This window comes from Streptomyces sp. NPDC041124 (assembly GCF_055592385.1).
The window spans coordinates 116,356-137,177 of the sequence record NZ_JBVIYR010000012.1 but is presented as its reverse complement, the minus strand read 5'-3'; the positions used below and the strand labels follow the sequence as shown (position 1 = coordinate 137,177).

At 74.2% G+C, this 20,822-nt stretch carries 21 protein-coding genes; 14 read left to right on the top strand and 7 right to left on the bottom strand.

Going from position 1 to position 20,822, the window contains the following annotated elements; all coding sequences use genetic code 11:
• Window positions 1–108 precede the first annotated feature (108 nt).
• Window positions 109–798 carry a class I SAM-dependent methyltransferase gene (locus ACZ6A9_RS28815; protein WP_468991136.1) on the bottom strand — a complete coding sequence of 230 codons (690 nt, stop codon included), beginning with the start codon at window positions 796–798 and terminating at the stop codon, window positions 109–111.
• Between the two features lie 74 nt (window positions 799–872).
• Between ACZ6A9_RS28815 and ACZ6A9_RS28810 the strand changes: the two genes are divergently transcribed.
• Window positions 873–1,325 carry a flavodoxin family protein gene (locus ACZ6A9_RS28810; protein ID WP_468991133.1) on the top strand — a complete coding sequence of 151 codons (453 nt, stop codon included), beginning with the start codon at window positions 873–875 and terminating at the stop codon, window positions 1,323–1,325.
• 61 nt (window positions 1,326–1,386) lie between these two features.
• Here the strand turns inward: ACZ6A9_RS28810 and ACZ6A9_RS28805 are convergent, their stop codons facing one another.
• Window positions 1,387–2,517 carry a YihY/virulence factor BrkB family protein gene (locus ACZ6A9_RS28805; protein WP_468991131.1) on the bottom strand — a complete coding sequence of 377 codons (1,131 nt, stop codon included), beginning with the start codon at window positions 2,515–2,517 and terminating at the stop codon, window positions 1,387–1,389.
• Window positions 2,518–2,623: 106 nt separating this feature from the next.
• Here ACZ6A9_RS28805 and ACZ6A9_RS28800 point away from each other — a divergent pair, with 106 nt between their 5' ends.
• The 4 genes from ACZ6A9_RS28800 to ACZ6A9_RS28785 all read left to right on the top strand — a co-directional run bounded on the left by ACZ6A9_RS28800 (window position 2,624) and on the right by ACZ6A9_RS28785 (window position 6,765).
• Window positions 2,624–3,256, top strand: coding sequence for a GNAT family N-acetyltransferase (locus ACZ6A9_RS28800; RefSeq protein ID WP_468991128.1), 633 nt, complete (start codon window positions 2,624–2,626; stop codon window positions 3,254–3,256).
• A gap of 76 nt (window positions 3,257–3,332) precedes the next feature.
• Window positions 3,333–3,839, top strand: coding sequence for a lytic polysaccharide monooxygenase (locus tag ACZ6A9_RS28795; RefSeq protein ID WP_468991126.1), 507 nt, complete (start codon window positions 3,333–3,335; stop codon window positions 3,837–3,839).
• A gap of 283 nt (window positions 3,840–4,122) precedes the next feature.
• Complete coding sequence (locus ACZ6A9_RS28790) at window positions 4,123–6,183, top strand: DUF1996 domain-containing protein (protein ID WP_468991277.1); 2,061 nt, start codon at window positions 4,123–4,125, stop codon at window positions 6,181–6,183.
• 390 nt (window positions 6,184–6,573) lie between these two features.
• Window positions 6,574–6,765: a hypothetical protein gene (locus ACZ6A9_RS28785; protein ID WP_468991123.1), complete on the top strand. Its 192-nt coding sequence runs from the start codon at window positions 6,574–6,576 to the stop codon at window positions 6,763–6,765.
• Window positions 6,766–6,851: 86 nt separating this feature from the next.
• Here the strand turns inward: ACZ6A9_RS28785 and ACZ6A9_RS28780 are convergent, their stop codons facing one another.
• The gene (locus ACZ6A9_RS28780) at window positions 6,852–9,419 is read right to left on the bottom strand and encodes a SpoIIE family protein phosphatase (protein ID WP_468991122.1); all 2,568 of its coding nucleotides are present in this window, start codon (window positions 9,417–9,419) and stop codon (window positions 6,852–6,854) included.
• Between the two features lie 164 nt (window positions 9,420–9,583).
• On the opposite strand from ACZ6A9_RS28780, the gene ACZ6A9_RS28775 reads away from it, so the two are divergent.
• The gene (locus tag ACZ6A9_RS28775; RefSeq protein ID WP_468991120.1) at window positions 9,584–10,159 is read left to right on the top strand and encodes an AMIN-like domain-containing (lipo)protein; all 576 of its coding nucleotides are present in this window, start codon (window positions 9,584–9,586) and stop codon (window positions 10,157–10,159) included.
• 28 nt (window positions 10,160–10,187) lie between these two features.
• On the opposite strand, the gene ACZ6A9_RS28770 is transcribed toward ACZ6A9_RS28775, so the two are convergent.
• Entirely contained in the window at window positions 10,188–10,880 is a 693-nt protein-coding gene (locus tag ACZ6A9_RS28770) for a GAF and ANTAR domain-containing protein (protein ID WP_468991118.1), read from the bottom strand.
• 169 nt (window positions 10,881–11,049) lie between these two features.
• Here ACZ6A9_RS28770 and ACZ6A9_RS28765 point away from each other — a divergent pair, with 169 nt between their 5' ends.
• The 8 genes from ACZ6A9_RS28765 (at window position 11,050) to ACZ6A9_RS28730 (ending at window position 17,565) form a co-directional block, all read left to right on the top strand.
• Window positions 11,050–11,853: a restriction endonuclease gene (locus ACZ6A9_RS28765; protein ID WP_468991115.1), complete on the top strand. Its 804-nt coding sequence runs from the start codon at window positions 11,050–11,052 to the stop codon at window positions 11,851–11,853.
• Window positions 11,854–11,888: 35 nt separating this feature from the next.
• The gene (locus tag ACZ6A9_RS28760) at window positions 11,889–12,155 is read left to right on the top strand and encodes a hypothetical protein (protein ID WP_468991114.1); all 267 of its coding nucleotides are present in this window, start codon (window positions 11,889–11,891) and stop codon (window positions 12,153–12,155) included.
• Between the two features lie 84 nt (window positions 12,156–12,239).
• Complete coding sequence (locus ACZ6A9_RS28755) at window positions 12,240–13,112, top strand: oxygenase MpaB family protein (protein ID WP_468991113.1); 873 nt, start codon at window positions 12,240–12,242, stop codon at window positions 13,110–13,112.
• 96 nt (window positions 13,113–13,208) lie between these two features.
• The gene (locus ACZ6A9_RS28750) at window positions 13,209–13,715 is read left to right on the top strand and encodes an SRPBCC family protein (protein ID WP_468991110.1); all 507 of its coding nucleotides are present in this window, start codon (window positions 13,209–13,211) and stop codon (window positions 13,713–13,715) included.
• Complete coding sequence (locus tag ACZ6A9_RS28745) at window positions 13,708–15,357, top strand: phytoene desaturase family protein (RefSeq protein ID WP_468991106.1); 1,650 nt, start codon at window positions 13,708–13,710, stop codon at window positions 15,355–15,357. Before ACZ6A9_RS28750 ends, ACZ6A9_RS28745 begins: the two co-directional genes overlap by 8 nt.
• A gap of 49 nt (window positions 15,358–15,406) precedes the next feature.
• Window positions 15,407–15,877: a hypothetical protein gene (locus ACZ6A9_RS28740; RefSeq protein ID WP_468991103.1), complete on the top strand. Its 471-nt coding sequence runs from the start codon at window positions 15,407–15,409 to the stop codon at window positions 15,875–15,877.
• Window positions 15,877–16,761, top strand: coding sequence for an SDR family oxidoreductase (locus tag ACZ6A9_RS28735; protein WP_468991099.1), 885 nt, complete (start codon window positions 15,877–15,879; stop codon window positions 16,759–16,761). The genes ACZ6A9_RS28740 and ACZ6A9_RS28735 overlap by 1 nt, the downstream gene beginning before the upstream one ends.
• Before the next feature lie 72 nt (window positions 16,762–16,833).
• A complete protein-coding gene (locus tag ACZ6A9_RS28730) occupies window positions 16,834–17,565 on the top strand; it encodes a class I SAM-dependent methyltransferase (RefSeq protein WP_468991097.1) in 732 nt (243 codons plus the stop codon).
• A 12-nt stretch (window positions 17,566–17,577) separates the two neighbouring features.
• Here the strand turns inward: ACZ6A9_RS28730 and ACZ6A9_RS28725 are convergent, their stop codons facing one another.
• From ACZ6A9_RS28725 to ACZ6A9_RS28715, 3 genes are read right to left on the bottom strand one after another with little or no spacing between them, the layout of a single operon-like run.
• Window positions 17,578–17,937, bottom strand: coding sequence for an STAS domain-containing protein (locus tag ACZ6A9_RS28725; RefSeq protein WP_468991093.1), 360 nt, complete (start codon window positions 17,935–17,937; stop codon window positions 17,578–17,580).
• 29 nt (window positions 17,938–17,966) lie between these two features.
• A complete protein-coding gene (locus ACZ6A9_RS28720) occupies window positions 17,967–19,046 on the bottom strand; it encodes a cobalamin B12-binding domain-containing protein (protein WP_468991091.1) in 1,080 nt (359 codons plus the stop codon).
• A gap of 40 nt (window positions 19,047–19,086) precedes the next feature.
• Window positions 19,087–20,733 (bottom strand): PP2C family protein-serine/threonine phosphatase, encoded by a 1,647-nt coding sequence (locus tag ACZ6A9_RS28715; protein ID WP_468991089.1) that lies wholly within the window; start codon window positions 20,731–20,733, stop codon window positions 19,087–19,089.
• Between the last annotated feature and the right edge of the window lie 89 nt (window positions 20,734–20,822).

The window sequence follows — 20,822 nt, the reverse complement described above, 5'->3', positions numbered from 1 at the left end:
GGTGAGTACGGGGGAGGCCCGGCCGTGGAGCGCCGGCCCCGGAGCCGGTGGCCGTGGCGGGCGTGGGCGGGGCGACGCGACGGGCTGCCCGCGCCCGGCCCCGTGCCGTCAGCCGGCGGGGGGTGCGGTCTCGCGGCGGCAGTGCAGGAAGAGGTGGGGTTCGGGGCGCGCGTCCGGGTGGGTCGGGGTGAACATCACGCTGTCCTGCGACTCCACCGTCAGTCCCGCCCCGCGGACGAGGGCGATGACGTCCTCCGCCGCGAAACTGGTGACCCGTACGGGCTGACCCATGAACACCCCGTCGAACTCCTCGACGTCCAGGGGCACGGTGGCCAGCGCCAGCAGGCCACCCGGCTTCAGCGCCCGCGCCAGCCGGCGCACGAGTCCGGCCTGTTCCGCCCGGGGCATCTGCAACAGCGCGAAGTACACGCAGATCGCGTCGAAGGAGCCGTCCTCCAGAGCCATCCGGCGGACGTCCTCGCAGCGGAACTCGGCCTCGGGAACCTGCCGGGCGGCGATCTCCACCATCACCGGCGACACGTCGACGCCCAGGACCCGGTGCCCGGCCCCGGCGAGCACGGCGGCCGTGGGACGGCCCGTGCCGCTGCCCACGTCCAGCACCCTGCTGCCGGGCTCCAGCCGGTCGAGCAGCCGGCCCAGGGACGCGCGGTGGGCCGCCGAGGAGGCGAACGCCTTCTCGTACTCGCTGCCCAGCGCGTCGAACACCGCCGCCGCCGGTGACTCGTGACCCTCGTCGACCAAGACACACCCCCGTCTCCGCATACCGATGCCGGGCATCGTGCCACCCCGGGCCCCCCGCTCACAACGGCCCCGGCTTGCGGGCGCGGCGACCGGCACGGCAGGGTCGGCATGTGCCCACTCTGCTGATCGTCCACCACACCCCCTCGCCCCACTGCCAGGCGATGTTCGAAGCGGTCCTGGCCGGGGCCACCGCCCCGGAGATCGAGGACGTGCGGGTGGTGCGGCGGGCCGCCCTGTCCGCCACCGCCACCGACGTGCTGGAGGCCGACGGCTACCTCCTCGGCACCCCGGCCAACCTCGGCTACATGTCGGGAGCCCTCAAGCACTTCCTCGACCAGGTGTACTACCCGTGCCTGGACACCACCCGGGGCCGCCCCTTCGGGTACTACGTGCACGGCGGCAGCGACGTCACGGGGGCGCTGCGGGGCGTCGAGACGATCACGACCGGGCTGGGCTGGCGCCGCGCTGCGGAGCCCGTGACGGTCACCGGTGAGCCCGACAAGGGCGCCGTCGAGCGCTGCTGGGAACTGGGCGCCACGCTCGCGGCGGGCCTGATGGAATGAAGAAGGCCGCCCAGGCGGCCACAGGCGCCGGGGCGGCCCTCGGGGAGGCCGGCTGGTCCCGTCAGGAGTCGTCGTCCAGGCGACGCCGGTCCTGCTCGTCCCAGGCACGCGTGTCGCGCGGCTGCGTGTACGGCTCCGCCTCCGGCGGATGCCCGCCGGCGATGGCCCGCTGCCGGGCGATCTCCGCGTCGAACTCCAGCCCCAGCAGGATGGCCAGGTTGGAGATCCACAGCCAGATCAGGAACACGATGACACCCGCCATCGTGCCGTACGTCTTGTTGTACGAGCCGAAGTTGGCGACGTAGAGGGCGAACCCGGCGGAGGCGAGGAGCCAGATCACCAGCGCCAGGAAGCTGCCCGGGGTGATCCACCGGAAGCCCCTGATCCGGGCGTTCGGGGCCGCCCAGTACAACAGCGCGATCATCATGGTGACCAGCAGCACCAGCACCGGCCACTTGGCGATCGACCACACCGTGAGCGCGGTGTCGCCCAGCCCGAGCAGGTCGCCCGCCTGCCGGGCGAGACCGCCGGTGAACACCACGATCAGCGCGCTGATCACGGCCATCAGCATCAGCGCGACCGTCACGCCGACCCGTACCGGCAGCACCTTCCACACCGGGCGGCCCTCAGGCATGTCGTAGACCGCGTTGGACGAGCGCATGAACGCCGCCACGTAGCCCGACGCCGACCAGATGGCCAGCACCAGACTGACGATCGCCACGAGGGAGCCGATGCCCGCCCGGCCCTGCAGTTGCTCCACCGCCTGGGTCATGATGTCGCGGGCCGCGCCGGGGGCGGTGAGCTCCTGGAGGTTCTCCACCACCTTGTCCGTGGTGGACTTGCCGGTGAGGCCCAGGATCGACACCAGGGCCAGCAGCGCCGGGAACAGCGACAGCACACCGTAGTACGTCAGGGCCGCGGCCCGGTCGGTGAGTTCGTCGTCCTTGAACTCGCGCAGGCTGCCCTTGAGTGCCGCGCCCCACGCCCCTTTCGGCAGTTTGGTCAGGGAGTCCGGCGCCGCCCGCTCGACCTGATCGCTCGGCCCCGGCCCCTCCGGCTCCGCGCGCTGCGTCTCGTCGCCCGGACGGGGCTCGTCCGGTGCAGCGCGCCGCGCCCCGTCGTCCGCGCGGTGCTCGTCCGTCGCGTCGTCGGGGGCCTTTCTGTCGTTCCGCCCCGGGATATGCAGCCTCATGGGCAACGGGTAACCCGCGACCGCGATGTCACGCCCCCGCCGTGACGGCCGGTCCGGGCACCCGCCCACGCTTGTGGGAGCGCTCCCAAGAGGGCAGGATGCCGACATGACCGAGTCCCCCAGGATCCGTCCGTACCGCCGCGAGGACCGGGCCGCCCTCGACGACATCTGCGTCCGCACCGCGCACATCGGTCAGGACAGCCGCCCGCATTACCGCGACCCCGCCGTCTTCCCCGCCACGTTCGCGGCCCCCTACGTCCACCTGGAGCCCGAACTGGCCTTCGTGCTGGACGACGGGGCGGGCCGGGCGGTCGGCTACATCGTCGGCACCGCCGACACGGCCCGCTTCGCCCGCGCCTTCCGTACCGCGTGGCTCCCCCTGGTCGCCGGCCGCCACCCCGAGCCGCCCGTACCCCCGCGGACGCCGGACGAGGAGATCGCCCGGCTGCTGCACCACCCCGAGCGCATGATCGTCCCCGAACTGGCCGCATGGCCGGCCCACCTGCACATCGACCTGCTGCCCGAGTGGCAGGGCCGCGGTCACGGCCGGCGGTTGATGCGGACCTTCCTCACCGCGCTGCGGGACGCGGGGGTTCCGTCCGTCCATCTGATCATGGTGAGGGCCAACGCACCCGCCCGGGCCTTCTACGACCGCATGGGCTTCGAGGAGGTCGACGCGCCACTGGACGACGCGGTCGTCTGCCTCGGGCGTACGACAGGGGACCTCGACCGGCTCTGAGCGGCCGGGTCGCCCTCGCCTCGAAGGACATCCAACACGCCGGGTCCGCTCCCGCCTCTCGCTCGTCCTGACCGTCGTGGTCGCCGCGCCCCTCTCGCTGATCCCCTGGAGCGGCACCGCCGTCCCCCACGGTTCCGTGGTCGACCCCGCGTCCCGCGACTACGGCTGCTGGCAGTCGCCGGGGGAGCGGCTTCCAGAACCCCGCGACGGCCCAGCAGGATCCCCTGTGCTGGCAGGCGTGGCAGGACAACCCAACGCCATGTGGAACTGGAACGGTCTCTACCGCAACGGCTCCGGCGGCAACCTCCAGGCCGTGATCCCCGGACGGCCGGCTGTGCAGCGGCATCCGCACCGAGGGCGGACGCTGCAACTCCCCGGACACGGTGGGCGCCTGGAAGACGACGGACGTGGACGAAGACTTCACGGTCCGGCTGTACGACCAGGCCGGCCACGGCGCGGACTGCTTCCGTGTCCACGTCGGCGGCAGGGCTTCGACCCCGCGACCCGGCCGCTGGGCTGGAACGACCTGCGACTGGTGGCCGGCACGGGCTCGTACGCGCCCGGTGACGTGAACTTCGGCTGAGCCGCGCTCACTTCGCTGCTCAAGCCCTCGAGTCCGGCCCGGCGGTGCCGACTTCGGCGGGGACTTCTAGGGTGCCGGGGGCCGCGTTTCCTGAGATCCGGGGAAGAAAACGTGGGGCCGTTGAACACCCGGCGGCCCGTCTGCGTATGGGGCGTGGGAATCCCATGCCGACCCCCCCGCATCACAGCGTAGGAGTACTGCCTTGGCACGCAACACACGCAGACGCCCCAAACAGCGCGCGACGCTCGCCGCATTCGCCCTGATCCTGGGCGGAGGCGGGATGATGGCGGCCAACGTCTACGCATCCGCGACGGAAGAAGGCGGCACGGGGGACGCGCGGGTCCTCTCGGGCGCCACGATCGACTGCCCGGACGTGGCCACCCGGCTGACCTCGGTTCCCGAGCAGGCGCGGCCGGAGGTGGACAAGGAACTCGCCGCCCTCGACGCACAGATCGCCGACGCCTACAAGCGGCTCGGGGAGTCCGCCGACGCTCTCCGGCAGGACCCGGGCTTCGCCGACAACGCGATCGCGGGACCGCTGAAGGAGAAGCGTTCCGCGACCCTCGCCCGTATCGCCACCGCGATCGACCGGGTGGGCGACCGCCCCGAGGGCCTCGAAGAACTCGCGGCCTGTGCCGTACGCGAGTCCGGCAACGCCCCCGCACAGCCGGACGCCGGGCAGGGCGATCAGGCAGGCGACGAGGGCGACGGTCAGGACCAGGACGGCCAGGACCAAGGCGGGCAGGACCAGGACGGCCAGGACCAGGGCGGTCAGGATCAAGGCGGTCAGAACCAGGGCGGTCAGGACCAGGGCGGGAACGGCGGCCAGGCAGGCAACGGGCCCGTCGCCGGCGACTACGTCGACATCACCGGCGTCCAGCCCAACGTCTCCCGGCCGCAGCAGACGGGCAACGCCTCACGGGGCACCTTCACCAGCGAGTGCGGCGTCAACGAGAACGGCGTGTTCAACTCGGACAACGTGATCGCCGCTCCGGGGGTCAGCAACGGCGCCCACCACTTCCACGACTACATCGGCAACCAGGTCACCAACGCCTTCTCCAGTGACGAGGACCTGGCCAAGGCGGACACGAGCTGCGTGGATCAGGGCGACAAGTCGTCGTACTACTGGCCGGTGCTGCGCCTGCAGAACGGTGTCCAGGAGCAGGACGCCGACTCGCCGGGCGGCGGCATCGAGGGCAACGTGGGTGAGATCGTCACGCCCAAGGAGGTCACGCTGACCTTCGTCGGCAACCCGCAGGGCGAGGTCACCGCCATGCCGCGGCTGCTGCGCATCATCACCGGTGACGCCAAGTCGTTCGTCAACGGCCCCGGCAACGCCAACGCGTCCTGGAGCTGCACCGGCTTCGAGGACCGGCAGCTGACGGACAAGTACCCGCTGTGCCCGCAGGGCAGCGACGTGGTGCGCACCTTCGACTTCCAGAGCTGCTGGGACGGCCGCAACACCGACAGCGCCAACCACCGTACGCACATGGCGTTCGTGGACGCCCAGGGCAACTGCCCGTCCGGCTTCAAGCCCGTGCCTCAGCTGGTGCAGCGCATCGTCTACGACGTCGACGCGCCGAGCCTGGACGACGGCGGGAAGACCACCCCGCTGTTCGCCGTGGACTCCTTCCCGGAGCAGCTGCACAAGCCGATCACGGACCACGGCGACTTCATCAACGTCTTCGACGAGGACCTGATGAACGAGATGGTCCAGTGCATCAACGAGGGCCGCACCTGCGATGCGGGCGCCGGTGGTGACGGCGGCGGTGACGGTGGCGATCAGGGCGAGGAGCCCCAGCAGCCGGAGCCCACGGCCACGCCCGACGACCCGGGCCAGGGCGGCGACGGCGGCCAGGGCGACGGCGGCGGGGACAAGCCCGGCGATGACGGCGGCCAGGGCAACGGCGGCGGGGGCAAGCCCGGCGATGACGGCGGCCAGGGCAACGGCGGCGGGGACAAGCCCGGCGATGACGGCGGCCAGGAGCAGCCGTCCGAGGCCCCGGCCGACAACCCGGCCACCGAGCAGCCCGCGGGCGGCGACGCCACCGAGCAGCCCGATGTCAAGGCCTCGGCCCCGGCCGCGGACACCGGCGCCGGGAACCAGGGCGGCGACAAGGGCGACACGGGTGACAAGGGTGGTGAGAACGACGGCGGCCAGGCCGCCGAGGCCGCTGAAGTGCCCGGCAGCCTCCCGGAGCTCGGAGCCGAGGACCGGACCGGGGCGCAGGCCCAGGGCGGCAGCCTGGCCGAGACCGGAGCGCAGCTCTGGCCGGCCGCGCTCGGCGGAGTGCTGGTGATCTTCGGCTTCTTCGTCCTGCGGAGCGTGCGGCGCAACACCTGACCCCTGCGCGGCACGTACACGGCGGCAGGCCCCCCGCGGGTCCTGCCGCCTCGCGCGTGCCGGCGCTCCGCGGGCGGTGTCCACCACGTGTGCCGCCCAGCAGGTTATGACCGCCGGCGCCGTCGGCAGCCGTACGGCGGTGGCGCCGACGGGCACGCTGACCGCCAGGCGGAGCCCGAGCGTCTTGACCACGACGTCGTCCCCTGCCCTCCCGGTCCTCCTCTGCCCGGCCGAGCCGTTCCCGCAACCCCTTCACCACAGGCTCGCCGCACCGGACCGGTCACCCGTGTGACGGACCACGTTCCGGCGGGCTGCGGTGTGTGACACTGGGCGTGCAGGCCGCGGCGCAGTCCGAGTGGACGCGCCGGACGGCCGCCGAGGGGAGACGCCGTGGACCAGGGGACGACGGTACGCACCAGCGACGACGAGGACGGGACGGCAGCCGCGCGGCACGCCCGTTTCGGACGTCTCCCGGAGCCGGTCAGGCCCGAGGACATGGTCGAGGAACGTCCGGCCACGGCCCCCGACCCGGCCCGCGACGCCTACGATCCGGACGAGTGGCTGGTCCGATACTGTCTGTGAGGCCGCGCCCGCACACCGGGAGCCTACGGCTGCCCTGACGTCCCGGCGCGCCCGATGGCGGTCGCGCCCCGGCCGCTCCGCCGGCCTCAGCCGCCCGGCTCCGGGTCGTACGCCGTCAGCAGGAGCGCCACGTCGTCCGGGCGGTCCTCGGTGCGGCGGGCCGAGCGGATCAGCCGGTCGGCGAGGACCTCGACGGAGTCGGTGCGGCTGTCGGCCAGGCAGTCGAGCACCTCCTCGATGGCCGTCTCGATGTCGCCGCCCGGCGTCTCGACCAGCCCGTCCGTGTACAGGACGAGCACACTGCCCGGGACCATGGTCAGCGTCGTCACCGGGTAGACGGCGTCCGGCTGCACCCCGAGCAGCACACCGCCGGGCAGCTCCAGGCTCTCCGTGCGCCCGTCGGGGTGACGCAGCAGGGGCGGGGGATGACCCGCCCGGACCGCCTGGGCGCGGCCCGTGGCCGGTTCCAGCTCGATGTAGCAGCAGGTGGCGAAGACTTCCGTCTCCAGCTCGGCCAGCAGCCGGTTGGTGTGGGTGATGACTTCCTGCGGCGGCCGCCCGCTGGAGGCGAAGGCGTGCACCGCGCTGCGCAGCTGCCCCATGACGGCCGCGGCGCCGACGCTGTGTCCCTCGACGTCCCCGATGACCAGGGCCACTCCGCGCCCCGTGCGGATCACGTCGTACCAGTCGCCGCCGATGGCCATGCCCTGCGTACCGGGCAGGTAGCGGCCGGTGGTGCGCAACCGGTCGATGACGGGCAGCCGGTGCGGCAGCAGACCCTCCTGCAGTCCCCGTGCCACGGCGGACTCGGCGTCGTAGAGGCGGGCCCTCTCCATCGCCTGCGCGGCCAGACCACCCAGTGCGGTGAGCGCGCTGCGTTCCTCCGCGGTGAACCGGTGGGGCGCGTCCCAGCCGAGGATGCAGGAGCCGACCGGGTGGCCGGAGGCGATCAGCGGCAGGAACGCCCAGGCGCTCTTCGCGTCCACGGCGATCTCGGGATAGGCGCTCAGCAGCGCCTCGGACGACTCGAAGAACAGCGGGAGACGCGTGGTGAGCGCGTGCACGCCGGGAAGGTCCGCGTCGAGCGGGACCCCCTCGAACGGGTCGAGGAAGTGCTCCGGGTAGCCGGATTCCCACAGCAGGTGCATCCGCCCGTCACGGATCGTGTAGAGGGCGATCTCCTGCGCCCCGAACCCGGGCAGCAGCTGCTCGGCCACGGCCCGGCACACATCCCTCACGGTCACGGCCTCGGTCAGCACGCTGGCCATCTGCACCACGTGGTAGAGGGCCCCCGCCCGGGTGGGCGCGACCAGCTCCGACGGCACCCCGGTGCTCGCGGTGAGCGGCTCCAGGGCCCGCCCCGGCAACGCGCCCGCGGGAGCCTCGGTGCGGAAGACCCGACCCGTCAGGCCGTGCACACCGGGATAGAGCACGAACCCGAGCCAGGCGCCGTCCGGGGCGTGCACCAGGTACGACACGGGTTCCTGGGACAGCATCGCCGCCCGGTAGCGGTCCTCGTAGGCCGGATCACGCAGCCAGGGCAGCGCCTCCCACGGATAGTGGCCGAGCAGGCGTTCCAGCCCGCTTCCCAGCAGTTCCTGGCAGCGGCGGTTGGCATAGATGACCCGGCCGTCCTGGTCGAGGGAGAACAGACCGTCCGGCAGGCGCTCCGCGGCCTCCGCGGCGGTCACCCCGCCGGCCGCGTCGATCAGCGCACCCACCAGGATGCGGTTGGCACCCTCCACCCGTACGACGTGGCCCCACAGTTCCACCGGCCGGTAACGGGCGCCGCCGTCGTCGTCCGGCCGGTCCAGGACCCGGAAGTGCCTGGCCCTGACCTGGCCGGTCTCCTCCGCCTCCCGCCGGCTCGCCCGCAGTTCGTACAGGTCCTCGGGGCTGACCCGCGCCTCGACCTCGGCCAGGGTGCCGCCGAACTCCGCCCGGGTGATGCCCAGCAGGGACAGGGCGTCGTCGTCCCCGGACCAGCGGTCGCCGTCCAGGTCCCACTCGATGATGCCCACGTCCACGGCGAGGGCCGGGGGAGTGGGCAGCCGTACGTTCACCGGCTGGCCGTCGTACTCGATGCCGTAGGCCACCGTGTCCGCGGCGCGCGGCATCCGGCGGGCGAACTCGGCCAGCCGCTCCTCCATGTCCCGTCCGGCCTCGCCCAGCGCGGACCGCACCGCCTGCTCGTCCGCGGGCTCCCGGCTGGCCGAGCGCAGCACGGCCAGGACGCCCACCTCCTCGCCGCCGACCCGCACCGGGCGGTAGGCGTGCGCGAACGAGTACGGCAGGGCGGCGGTGAACTGCGGGAAACGCAGCATCGTCGCCCGTTCGTCCGGGAGCCACAGCACCTCACCCCTGCGGTACGCCTCGGCTATGGGCAGCGAGCCGCCCACCGGTATCCGCCACCACGGCTTCAGCAGCGACCTCGGGACGCCGGACACCACGCACAGCACCAGCGAGCGCCGGTCGCGCGAACGCAGGTAGACCAGCCCGCCGTACCCGCCCGTGTCCCGCACCGCCGCCACCACCGGATCGGCGAGCGCGTCCTCGACGCGGTACTCCGGGTGCGCGGTCCGGCTCCCCCCGGCGCCCCGGCCGTGCCTGCCCGCCGGCCGCTTCCCGCGCGGTACGGCGGCTGCGTCATCCATGTCGCGCCCTCCCGGTGCGGACGCAAGGGACATCCATTCGGTTGCTTCCCCCAGGATGTGCCATGCCCGCCGGTCCGGCGACCGGCCGGAGAAAAGCCGCAACCTTCGGGGCATCCCGCTCGTCTCACCCGATATCAGATGGTTGCGAGCCCAGGGGGCACAAAATGCTTACATCAAGAACGATCTGTGCGACGGTCGTACTCGCCGGCGCGATGCTGGTCACGGCGGCGGTCCCGGCCACGGCGGCGCCCGCCCGGGCCGCGGTGGCCTGCCCCACCGGCTGGGGCAGTGCCGCCAAGTCCGACACCGACAGCACCTCCACACCGGTGCGTGACATCAGGACCGGCAGGCACGACTGCTTCGACCGGATGGTCGTCGACCTCCCCGGCACCGGGAGCGGCGACCTCGGCTACTCCGTCCGCTACGTCGACCGTCTGTACCAGGACGGCTCGGGACGGCACATCCCCGTCGCCGGCGGCGCCGTCCTCGAGGTGCGGGTGGCCGCGCCGTCCTACGCCCCCGAGACCGGGGAGCCCACCTACCCCGCGCGCGCCGGACACCCGCTGCCCGGCGTGAACCTCACCGGGTACCGCACCTTCAAGGACGCCCGGTTCGCCGGCAGCTTCGAGGGCGAGACACAGATCGGCCTCGGCGTGCGCGCCCGGCTGCCGTTCCGGGTCCTGGAACTGCCCGGCCGTCTCGTCATCGACGTGGCCCACACCTGGACGGCCGGCGGCTGACCCGCTCGCACGCGGCCGCGGCCCGCGCTCACTTCTGCGCGGTGCCGGTCTCGCAGACCCGGCGCGCCACCTCACGCAGCTTGGTGTTGGTGCGCTGGGACTGCGTGCGCAGGATGTCGAAGGCCTGGTCCTCGGTGATGTGGTGCCGTCCCATCAGGATGCCCATGGCCTCGCCGATCAGGTGCCGGGTGGCGATGGCCTCCTGCAACTGCGCGTCGGTCAGGGCGGTGGAGAAGGCCACCGCCGCGTGGGAGGCCAGCAGCCAGCCCGCAGTCTCGCTGTCCTCGGTGAACATCCCCGGCTTGCGGGAGTACATGTTGAGCGCCCCCAGCTCCTCCTCCCGCGTGTACAGCAGGAACCCCATCATGCTGCCGACCCCCAGCTCCCGGCAGCGGGGCACGAACGCCCGCCACCGTTCCGGCTCCTCGGTGAAGTCCGGGATCCGGAAGACCCGCTCGGACCGGTCCGGCCGGGCCGCGTCGAAGCACGGCCCTTCCCCCAGGCTTCCCTGGAGCCGGTCACTGTCGATGACGAGCTGTTCGGTGGGGGCCAGCGAACTCACCCGGCCGTCCCGCAGGACGAGGATCCCGGAGGCGTCGCAGCCGTCGACGAGGTCCACCGCGGAACGCGAGATCTGCTCCAGCGTCGAGTCGAGAGTGTGCTCGGCCAGAAGATCACGGGCCATCGAAGCCATCTGCTGAGCGAATCCCTGCCAGTCCACCCGTCCGCCTCCCTGATCGCCACCACCGGCACACCACCCCATACCCCGCACGCAGATGCGGCACGCAGGTGAACCAACCGATCCCGGGCACACGGCGTACGTGATCTCCGGCGTTCCCCGCACAGTCCGGGGCGCGTCGTGCCGGCTGCCAGAGAAGGGAACCACCACGGTGACCATGCCACAGCGCCGTACGCGTCCGCTGTACCGCCGGCGGCGCTTCGACCTGCGCGCCACCGCCATGTTCTTCGGACTGCTCGCCACGGCCCTGGTCGCGGCCGGCTTCGCGGTGCGCGCGCTGGCCGGGGCCGCGCAGCGGCGACCCGTGTGGGTCACGATCCTGGTCTGCGTGGCCGTCGCCGCCCTGCTGGCCCACCGCCGCAGAAGGCGGCTGTCCGCGGCCCGAATAGCCCGCCGGACCGGCGAGGCGCTGCACCGGGCGACGACCACGGCACTCGACGCCCTGGACGCACCGCCGCCGGTACCGGCGGCGGCACCCGTGCCGGAGGCGGAGACCCGCGCCGGCGACCCGCTGCCCGCGTACGACTTCGACGCCCTGAGCCCCGAGGAGTTCGAGGAGGCGACCGCGGCCCTGTGCGTGCGCGACGGCTGTTCGCACGTGGAGGTCGTCGGCGGCGCCGGCGACCTCGGGGCCGACGTGCTCGCGCTGTCCCCCGACGGCCGCCGCATCGTCATCCAGTGCAAGCGCTACAGCGACGACAACAAGGTCGGCTCCCAGGACCTCCAGCGCTTCGGCGGCACCTGCTTCACCGTCCACGAGGCGGACGTGGCCCTCGTCGTCACCACGAGCGAGTTCACCGCCCCGGCCGAGGACTACGCCGCGCAGTGCGGCATCCTCTGCGTCCCGCGCGACGCCCTGCTCGCCTGGAGCGAGGGCCGGGCGCCGGCCCCGTGGGACACGGGCACCGCGGGCCCGCCGGCGCACGACCGGGAGGTCTGCGTCCCGGAGGTCTAGGACCGATTGTCAGTGGCGGATGCCACCCTGCCGGTATGGACGAGGAGGAGTTCATGCGCGGACGGGTCTACGGGGCGGACCACGAGGACCCCGGCCCGCGCGCCGGGCGGTCGTACGCGGAGCTGGCCGGCGGGCCGCTGGACGGTCTGCTGCTGGACGTCACCGGCAGCGACGGCACCGCACCGGGGGGCGGAGTCCGCCTGCCCACCGAAATGGGCCGCTACGGGGCGGGCGGACGTTCGGTGTACGTGCCCCGCGACCCCGGCGGCAGGGTGTACGACTGGTGGGGCGACGTCCCCTGAGCGTGTGCACACCGAGAGGGCGGGGGCAGACGTAGGCCATGGGCGTCCGCGGTCGTCGCGGGCGCGGAGAGGGCGGAGCGAGCCATGGGACTGCTGGTGGAAGGCGGCACCGCGCTGCGCGACCGGATCGGTCACGCGATCTTCTCCAGGGTGGCCGGCCCCGACGGCCCTGACAACCGCGCGCGCATCCACGGCACGCCGGGCCCGCGCTGGTTCGGCCCCGAGCGGCCGGTGAGGACGGTGCACGGCGACGCGTCGATGTTCATCGGCGGTCTGTCGGCCCTGCTGCTCCAGTCGCTCCACCCCCTGGCCATGGCCGCCGTCGCCGGCCACTCCGGGTTCCGCGGCGATCCCTGGGGGCGCCTCCAGCGGACCAGCACCTTCCTCGCCGTCACCACCTACGGCACCGCCGACAGCGCCCAGCGGGCCGTCGACCGGGTGCGGGCCGTCCACGAGACGGTGCGCGGCACCACCCCCGACGGGGAGGAGTACCGGGCGGCCGACCCCCGTCTGCTGTGCTGGGTGCACGTCGCGGAAGTCGACTGCTTCCTGCGCGCCCACCAGCGCTACGGCGCCCGTCCCCTGGACGCGGAGGGCTGCGACGGGTACGTCGCCGACATGGCCCGGATCGCCACCGCCCTCGGCGTGCCCGACCCGCCGGTGGACCGGGCCGCTCTCGACGAGCGGCTGGCCGCCTACCGTCCCGAACTGCGCGCCACCGCCGAGGCGCGCGCCACCGCCCGCTTCCTGCTGCTCAACCCGCCCGTCCCGCTGCTCGCCCGGCTGCCCTACGGGGTCCTCGCCGCCAACGCGGTCTCCCTCCTGCCCGGATGGGCGTCCCGGGCCCTGTGGCTGCCCCGCGTGCCCGCGGCCGAGAGCGTGTGCGTGCGCCCGCTCGGCACCGCCGTCACCGCGGGCATCCGCTGGGCCCTGGCCCCGGCCCGCGACTCCGCCTGACCCGGACGGACCCTTCTGCGCGGCTCCGCCGGTTGAGACGGGCCGCAGGGGGCACTCAGTGCTGGCCGGCGCCGGTACGGAACACGGGAGGTCGAAGTGGCGGTTCGTCATCGTCTGATCAAAGCGAGCCCGCGGTCCGTATGGGCCGTGCTCGAAGACGGCACACGGTACGCCGACTGGGTCGTGGGGACGTCGTCGTCGGAGCCGGTGCGCGGGCACTGGCCGCAGCTCGGCTCCGCGATCGGCTACGAGATCCGCCTCGGACCGGTCACCCTCCACAACGAGACCGTCGTCCGGCGCCGCGTACCCGGCGAGGTCCTGGAACTCGAGGCCAAGGCGGGACCGCTCGGGACGGCGCGGGTCGCCATCGAGGTGCACACCTGGGGGGACCACAGCCTGGTGAAGGTGGACGAGCATCCGCTGCGGGGCGCGGGTGGCCGCGTGCACAACGTGGCGGTGGAAGCACTGATCCAGATCCGCCACCGCGCCATGCTGGCCCGCCTGGCGGAACTCTGCGAGACGGAGGCCGAGGAGGAGGAGCGGCGCCGCCCCATGGGCCAGGTCGTCGCACCGCAGCCCGACGCGGGAGGCGCCCGTGCCTGACGCCGTGGTGATCGGGGCCGGACCCAACGGACTGGTCGCGGCGAACCTGCTCGCGGACGCCGGCTGGAGCGTGGAGGTGCTGGAGGAGCAGCCGGAACCCGGCGGCGCCGTCCGGCACGACCGGGGTGTCGAGCCCGACTTCGTCAGCGACCTCTGCAGCTCCTTCTACCCGCTGGCCGCCGCCTCCCCGGTCGTCTCCGGGCTGCGCCTGGAGCGTCACGGGCTGCGCTGGAGCCACGCCCCGCACGTCGTCGCGCACCCGTTGAGCGACGGCCGGTGCGCGGTGCTCGACCGCCGTGTCGACGTCACCGCCGACTCGCTCGACTCCTTCGCGCCGGGTGACGGCGCGGCCTGGCGCCGGCTGCACGACGTGTGGGAGACCCTGCGGCCCGACCTCCTGGACGCCCTGTTCACCCCGTTCCCGCCCGTCCGCTCCGGGGCCCGGCTGGCCCTGCGGCTGCGCGGCACGGGAGGTCTGCGCATGGCGCGCACCCTGGTCCTGCCGGTGCGCCGCATGGCGGAGGAGGAGTTCCGCGGCGAAGGGGGAGGGCTGCTGCTGGGCGGCAACGCGCTCCACGCCGACCTGGCGCCGGAGGCCGCGGGCAGCGGAGGCTTCGGCTGGCTGATGTCGATGCTCGGCCAGACCTACGGCTTCCCGGTGCCGGCCGGCGGCTCCGGAGCGCTCACCGAGGCCCTGGTACGGCGTTTGGAGACGCTCGGCGGAGTGCTGCGCTGCGGGCAGCGCGTCGAGCAGGTGGTGGTGCGCGACGGCCGGGCCACCGGGGTGCGCACGGCGGGCGGCGAGACGGTCGCGGCAGGCCGGGCCGTCCTCGCCGACGTGGCCGTGCCCGCCCTGTACGGGGAACTCGTCGCCCCCGAGCACCTGCCCGCCCAGTTGCTGGCCGACCTGCGGCGCTTCGAGTGGGACTTCGCCACCTTCAAGGTCGACTGGGCGCTCGACGGGCCGGTCCCCTGGACCTGCGAGCAGGCCGCGGGCGCCGGCACCGTCCACCTCGCGGACGGACTCGACGAGCTCACCCGCTTCGCGGCCCAGCTCGCCACCCGCCACGTCCCGGACCGGCCCTTCAGCCTGTTCGGCCAGATGACGACCTCCGACGCCTCCCGCTCCCCCCGGGGCACCGAGTCCGCGTGGGCGTACACCCACGTGCCCCACGACGTCGCGGGCGACGCCGGCGGGGACTCCCTCACGGGTGCCTGGGACGCCAGGGAGCAGGAGATCATGGCCGACCGTGTCGAACGGCAGGTGGAACGCTTCGCGCCCGGCTTCCGGACCAGGATCCGGGCCCGGCGCGTACTGGCCCCGCCCACCCTCCAGGCCCTCGACCGCAATCTGCACGGCGGCGCCATCAACGGCGGCACCGCGGCCATGCACCAGCAGCTCTTCTTCCGCCCGGCCCCCGGCACCGGGCGCCCCGAGACCCCCGTCAAGGGCCTGTACCTGGCCTCCGCCGGCGCCCACCCGGGCGGCGGCGTGCACGGCGCGCCGGGCGCCAACGCGGCCCGCGCCGCCCTGCGCCGGTCCCTGGCGCCCGCCCTGACCGGTGTACAGCGCCTGCTCGCCCACCGCGACCGCACGGGCCGCAGGCAGCCGGACACGGGCGGACGGGCCGGCGGCGCATGACCGGCGCGCCGGCCGCGGGACACCATCGAGAACGGGCGGAGACGAGACGATGACCGCACACCACGACGGCCCCGACCGCGCGCACCGGCGCCCCGAGGGCGTCAGCGACGAGACGGTGGAGGCGCTCGGGTCGCTGTCGAAGGCCCTGGAGACCACCGAGCGCGCCCGGGGACACCTCTACAGCTTCCACCAGCTCACCGGCACCGCCGACCTCGAACTCGACCGCGCGGTCGAACTGCTGCACAAGGCCGGGCACCCGGACTGGGCCGAGACGGTGCGCACCCAGGTCCTCGGCCGCAACGTCATCCCGGGCCACTGGACGTTCCAGATCGTCGAGGCCTACGACACCACCTACTACCGGCCGTTCAAGGAGATCGAGCAGGGCGCCGTCGAGGAACTCGCCGAGGGCCGGGACCACTTGTACGAGGCCGAGATGAAGGAGTCCCGGCGCACGGCCGGCCACCCCGACCACACCGCCCGCCCCGGCTCCGCCCCGGAGCACCGCGACGGGGACGCCTGATGAGGAACTCCGCCCCGCTGCGCGGCCGCACCGTCGTGGTGACGGGTGCCGGGCGGGGCATCGGCGCGGCCCTGGCCCGCGACCTCGCCCGGCGCGGCGCCTGCCTCGCCCTCCTCGGCCACGAGCGGGCCCGCCTGGAGGCGGTGGCCGCCGCCCTGCCCACGGCGGCACTCGCGTACGAGGTCGACGTCACCGACGACGCCGCGCTGGAGACGGCCGCCGCACAGGTCAGGGCACGCCTCGGCGCCCCCTCCGCCGTCGTCGCCAACGCCGCCGTCGCCGAGGGCGGCCCGTTCGTCACCTCCGACCCGCGGCTGTGGCGACGCGTGATCGACGTCAACCTGACGGGCAGCGCCGCCACGGCCCGTGTCTTCCTCCCCGACCTGCTGGCGACGAGGGGCTACTACCTCCAGGTCGCCTCGCTGGCCTCGATCGGCGCCGCCCCGATGATGAGCGCCTACTGCGCCTCCAAGGCGGGCGTGGAGGCCTTCGCCCACGCCCTGCGCGCGGAAGTGGCGCACCGCGGGGTCGCCGTCGGCATCGGCTACCTCAGCTGGACCGACACCGACATGATCCGCGACGCGGACCGCCACCCCGTCCTGCGGGAGCTGCGCGGCCGGATGCCGCCCCCGGCCGGACGGCTGCACCCCGTGGACGAGGTCGCCGTACGGCTCGCAGCGGCCGTGGAACACCGCAGCCGGGCCGTCTACGTGCCGCGGTGGCTGCGCCTGGCTCAGGCGGCGCGCACCGCGCTCCCCCCGGTGGTGCTGCGCGCGACCCGCCCGAAGCTGGCCCGTCTCGAGGCGCGGGACCCTCTGCACCACACCGGCCTCCTGGGTGCGGGCGGCGCGGCCGACCGCACCGCCACCCGCCCCGCCCGGTGACCCGGCCGCGCCCGCCCGGCCGCGGGCCCCCGCCACCGGCGACCGCCCCGCCCTTCCGCCCCTGGAGACCGCATGATCCTGCTGCGCGACGGCCGTCTCGCCACCGCGTTCGACCACGCGTCCCGCAGTTATGACGCCCTGGTGGCCGCCAACCCCGGCTACCACGCCCACCTGCGCCGCTCGGTACGCCGCCTGGGGCTCCCGCGCCGGGGCGAGGGACTGCGCGTCCTGGACCTCGGCTGCGGCACCGGCGCGTCGACCGCCGCGCTCGCCGCCGTGCTGCCCGGCGCGCTGATCGTCGGCGTGGACGCCTCCGCCGGCATGCTCGAACGGGCCGCGGCGAAAGTCTGGCCGGACCGGGTGACCTTCCTCCGGGCACCGGCGGAGGCACTGGACGGGGCCGGAGTGCGGGGCCCGTTCGACGCGGTGTTCGCCGCCTACCTGCTGCGCAACGTGGCCGACCCCGACGCCGTACTCACCACCGTGCGCCGGCTGCTGGCCCCCGGCGGGAGGCTCGGCGTGCACGAATACACCCTCGGCGGCCGGCGCTCGGACCGTCTGGTGTGGAACCTGGTCTCCCGCGGCATCGTCCAGCCGGCCGCCACCGCGCTCGGCGACGGCGAACTGTACCGCCACCTGCGGCGCAGCGTCCTGGAGTTCGACACCGCGGGCCGTTTCGCCGCCCGGATGCGCGCGGCGGGCTTCGACGCGGTGCGCGCCCTGCCGATGCCGGGGTGGCAGGCGGGCATCACCCACACCATCGTCGGCCGCCGCCCCCGCACCAAGAGCGGGCCCGGCCGGTGACGCCGGCCGGGCTCAGCCGCCGGGGCCGGGCACCTCACCGGAGCCCGAAGGAACCGGCAGCGCCTCCGCGGGGTCCGCGGCGGTGAGATGGTCCAGGACGTTGGTCTGGCGCAGGAGGCGTTCGAGGACCGCGGGCCGGTCGTCCAGGTGCAGCACCGCGCGCGCGGCACTGGTGTGACGGCGGATCATGAGCAGCGCGGCCAGCCCCAGCGCGTCGACGCCCGCCAGTTCGCGGAAGTCCAGCCGCACGGCGCGCGACGGCGACGGCCCGCTCAGGTGCGCCACCACGACGGCGGTGAGCGCCGCACCGCAGCTGTCGTCGAGCTCACCGCTCACCCGCACCGTCAGCGTGGCCGCTTCCAGGTCCTGCACCGGGTGAACGCCGGCATGACGGGCCCCGGTCATACCGCGGTACCGGAAGCGCCGGCCGCCGCCCCCTCGCGCAGGGCCGCCGCGCCCGCGCGGACGAGACGCAGCCCCCGCGGGAAGTCGTGCAACTGCTCACCGATGATGTCGAGCCCCGACACCAGGGAGTGCACCGGGACGCCGCGCGCCGTGAGCACCTCGGCGGTCCACCGGAGGAACCCGGTGAACACCTCCGCGTCGTCCAGGTACAGGGCGGTGGCCAGGAAGTCCATGATGTGGACCAGGTCCTCGGCGGTCCGCTCCCGCTGCGCGTCGCTGTAGGCGCCCATCGCCGGGAACCGGCTCTCCAGGTCCACCAGCACCTGCTTGACCAGGCGGCTGCGGGACCGGACGACCATCGTGTACTCCTGGTCAGCCAGGTGCGGCAGGTCGTCGACCGTGTCCCTGTCCGCCGTGGGGCGCGCCAGACCGGCCTCCAGCGCGGCGGCCGCGCCGCGCGCGTCCGGGGCCCATGCGTCGGCGCCCAGCGCCCGTGCGTACCGGCCGTCCGGGCCGAAGGCCCTGCCGCCGGCCACCACCGGTACTCCCACCGCCTGACAGGCCGTGATCGCCGCGTGCGCGGCGGGCAGGTGCGTGGAGATCGACCCGGAGAGCAGGACGGCGTCGGAGTTGGTGCGGTGCTGGTGGGCGACGAGATGCGGGGTCGGCGTCTGGGCGCCCAGGTAGTCCACCTGCCAGCCCCGCAGCCGCAGCACCTCGGCGACGAGCCGGGCCGGGAAGGCGTGCCATTCACCGTCGACGCAGCTGACCGTCACCCGCCCGCGGTACGGGCCGGGGGGTCTGCTCGCCGGCTGACGGTGGACGAGGGCGGTGATCACGCGCTCGTTGATGGCCGTGGCGGCGTGCTCCTGGGCCACGGTGATCCGGTCGGCGGCCCATTCGGCACCGATCCTCTCCTGTACCGCCGCGACGACGTCGAGCAGCAGGGCCTCTTCCTCCCACCCGGCGTCGAGACCGGCCCGCACCGCGTCGACGGCCTCGTACTCGCCGCCTTCGAGCACTGCCTGCCAGAGCCGGTCCCGCAGCTCCGCGGCCGACAGGGGGGTCCCGCTCACACCGTCCTCCTCGAGTGGCCTCTTCCGCTGGTCGCGGACCTCACCGGCGGGCCGTGCGCGGCGCGCTGATGGCGACGGTGGCCATGTCGTCGTGGTTGCCGGTGCCCAGCCACTGCGCGGCCAGCATCTGCACCCGCTCCACCACCGCTTCCCCCGGCATGCCGGCGCACTCCCGCAGGGCCTGCCGCAGCCGGTGCTCCCCGAACAGCTCGTCGCCCAGCGGGCCGCCCCGGGCCTCGGTGATGCCGTCGGTGTAGAGCAGGCAGGTCTCGCCCGGGGCGAGCCATTCCTCGGCCGTCCGTACCGAGATCGACGGCAGCGCTCCGACCAGGGTGCCGTGGGTGGCCGCCTCCTCGACGCGTCCGTCGGCGCGGACGATGAGCGGTGGCATGTGCCCCGCGCTGGTCACCCGCAGCCGGACCCGGCCGCCGTCCTCGCGCTTGACGCAGGCCAGCACCAGGGTGGCGAAGCGCGTGTGGTGGGAGCTGAGCAGGGCGCCGTTGAGCAGGGTGAGGACCTGTTCGTGGTCGGACGCCAGCGGCACCAGCGCGTGCAGCGTGTTGCGGATCTTGCCGGTGAGGACGGCCGCCTCGAGCCCCTTGCCGGCCACGTCCCCGAGCACGACGAACGTCTCCCGTGAGGCGTCGGCCCCGGGGTGGACGTCGTAGAAATCACCGCCGATCCGCTCGTGGTCGCTGGCGGCGCGGTAGCGCCCCGCGTAGTCCACCCCGTGCACGTTCTCCAGGGTCGGCGGCAGCAGCTCCCGCATGAGCGTGGTCGTGATCGCGCTCTGCTCGCTGTAGAGGCGCGCGGCCGACAGGGCGGCGCCGGCGCGGGCGGCGAAGAGACGGGCGAACTCCTCCTCGTCCGGGGTGAACGCCTGCTCGGTGCTGGAGCGGAGCAGGACGAGCGCCCCCGCGGACACCCCGTGACCGGGAAGCGGCGCGACGATGACGGAGCCGACCGCTCCGTCGAAGCCCGCCGGCACCACCCACTCGGGAAGGGCCGCGGGATCGATCCAGCGCGCCGGCACCGGGGGGTACCCCTGGAGGGCCTCGGCCAGCCCCGGTACGTCCCGGGGATCGACCCGGCGCGAGGTGTGCACGGCGGGTTCGCCGCGCAGCGCGTGGGTGACCGCGTAGCGGCGCCCGACGGGCGGGAGGACGAGCAGTGCCGCGTCGGCGAGGTGCTCCGACGCCGTCTGCGTGGCCACCTCGGCGCAGCGCGGCACGTTCAGCGACGACAGCAGGGTGCTGGAGACCACGGCGCGGATCTCCGCCTGCCTGCGGGCGCTGAGCAGGGATCTCTCCGCCTCGCGGCGGCCGGTGGCGTCGACCAGCCACCAGGTCGCGCTCCCGTCGGCGAACGGGCCGGGGTGCGCCTCGAAATACCGGCCGGCGATCTCCCCCGCGGCAGGCGGTGCCGTTGCCGGTACGCCGGCCCCGCCGGTGAGACCGCGGTGCGCGTCCGCCAGCCAGGCGGGCACCCCGTCACGCCGCGCACCTTCCTCTTCCCCGCCATGACCCGCCAGCACGTGCCGGGCGGCCGGATTCAGGTCCGCGACCGTGCCGTCCGCGTCGAGGACCAGCGCCGGGCAGGGGGCGTCCTTCCACGTGGGCCCGTCACGGAGATCCGTGGCGCGCGCGTGGGCGGGGGAGCCGGGGGAAGGAATCACAAGCGCAGGCACGCGTCGTGCGCGCACCCCACCACCTCTCTGCCGGGAAATCGGTTCAGCTGCCACGGTCCCTCATCCGTCGCCGCGAAAGCAACCGACCC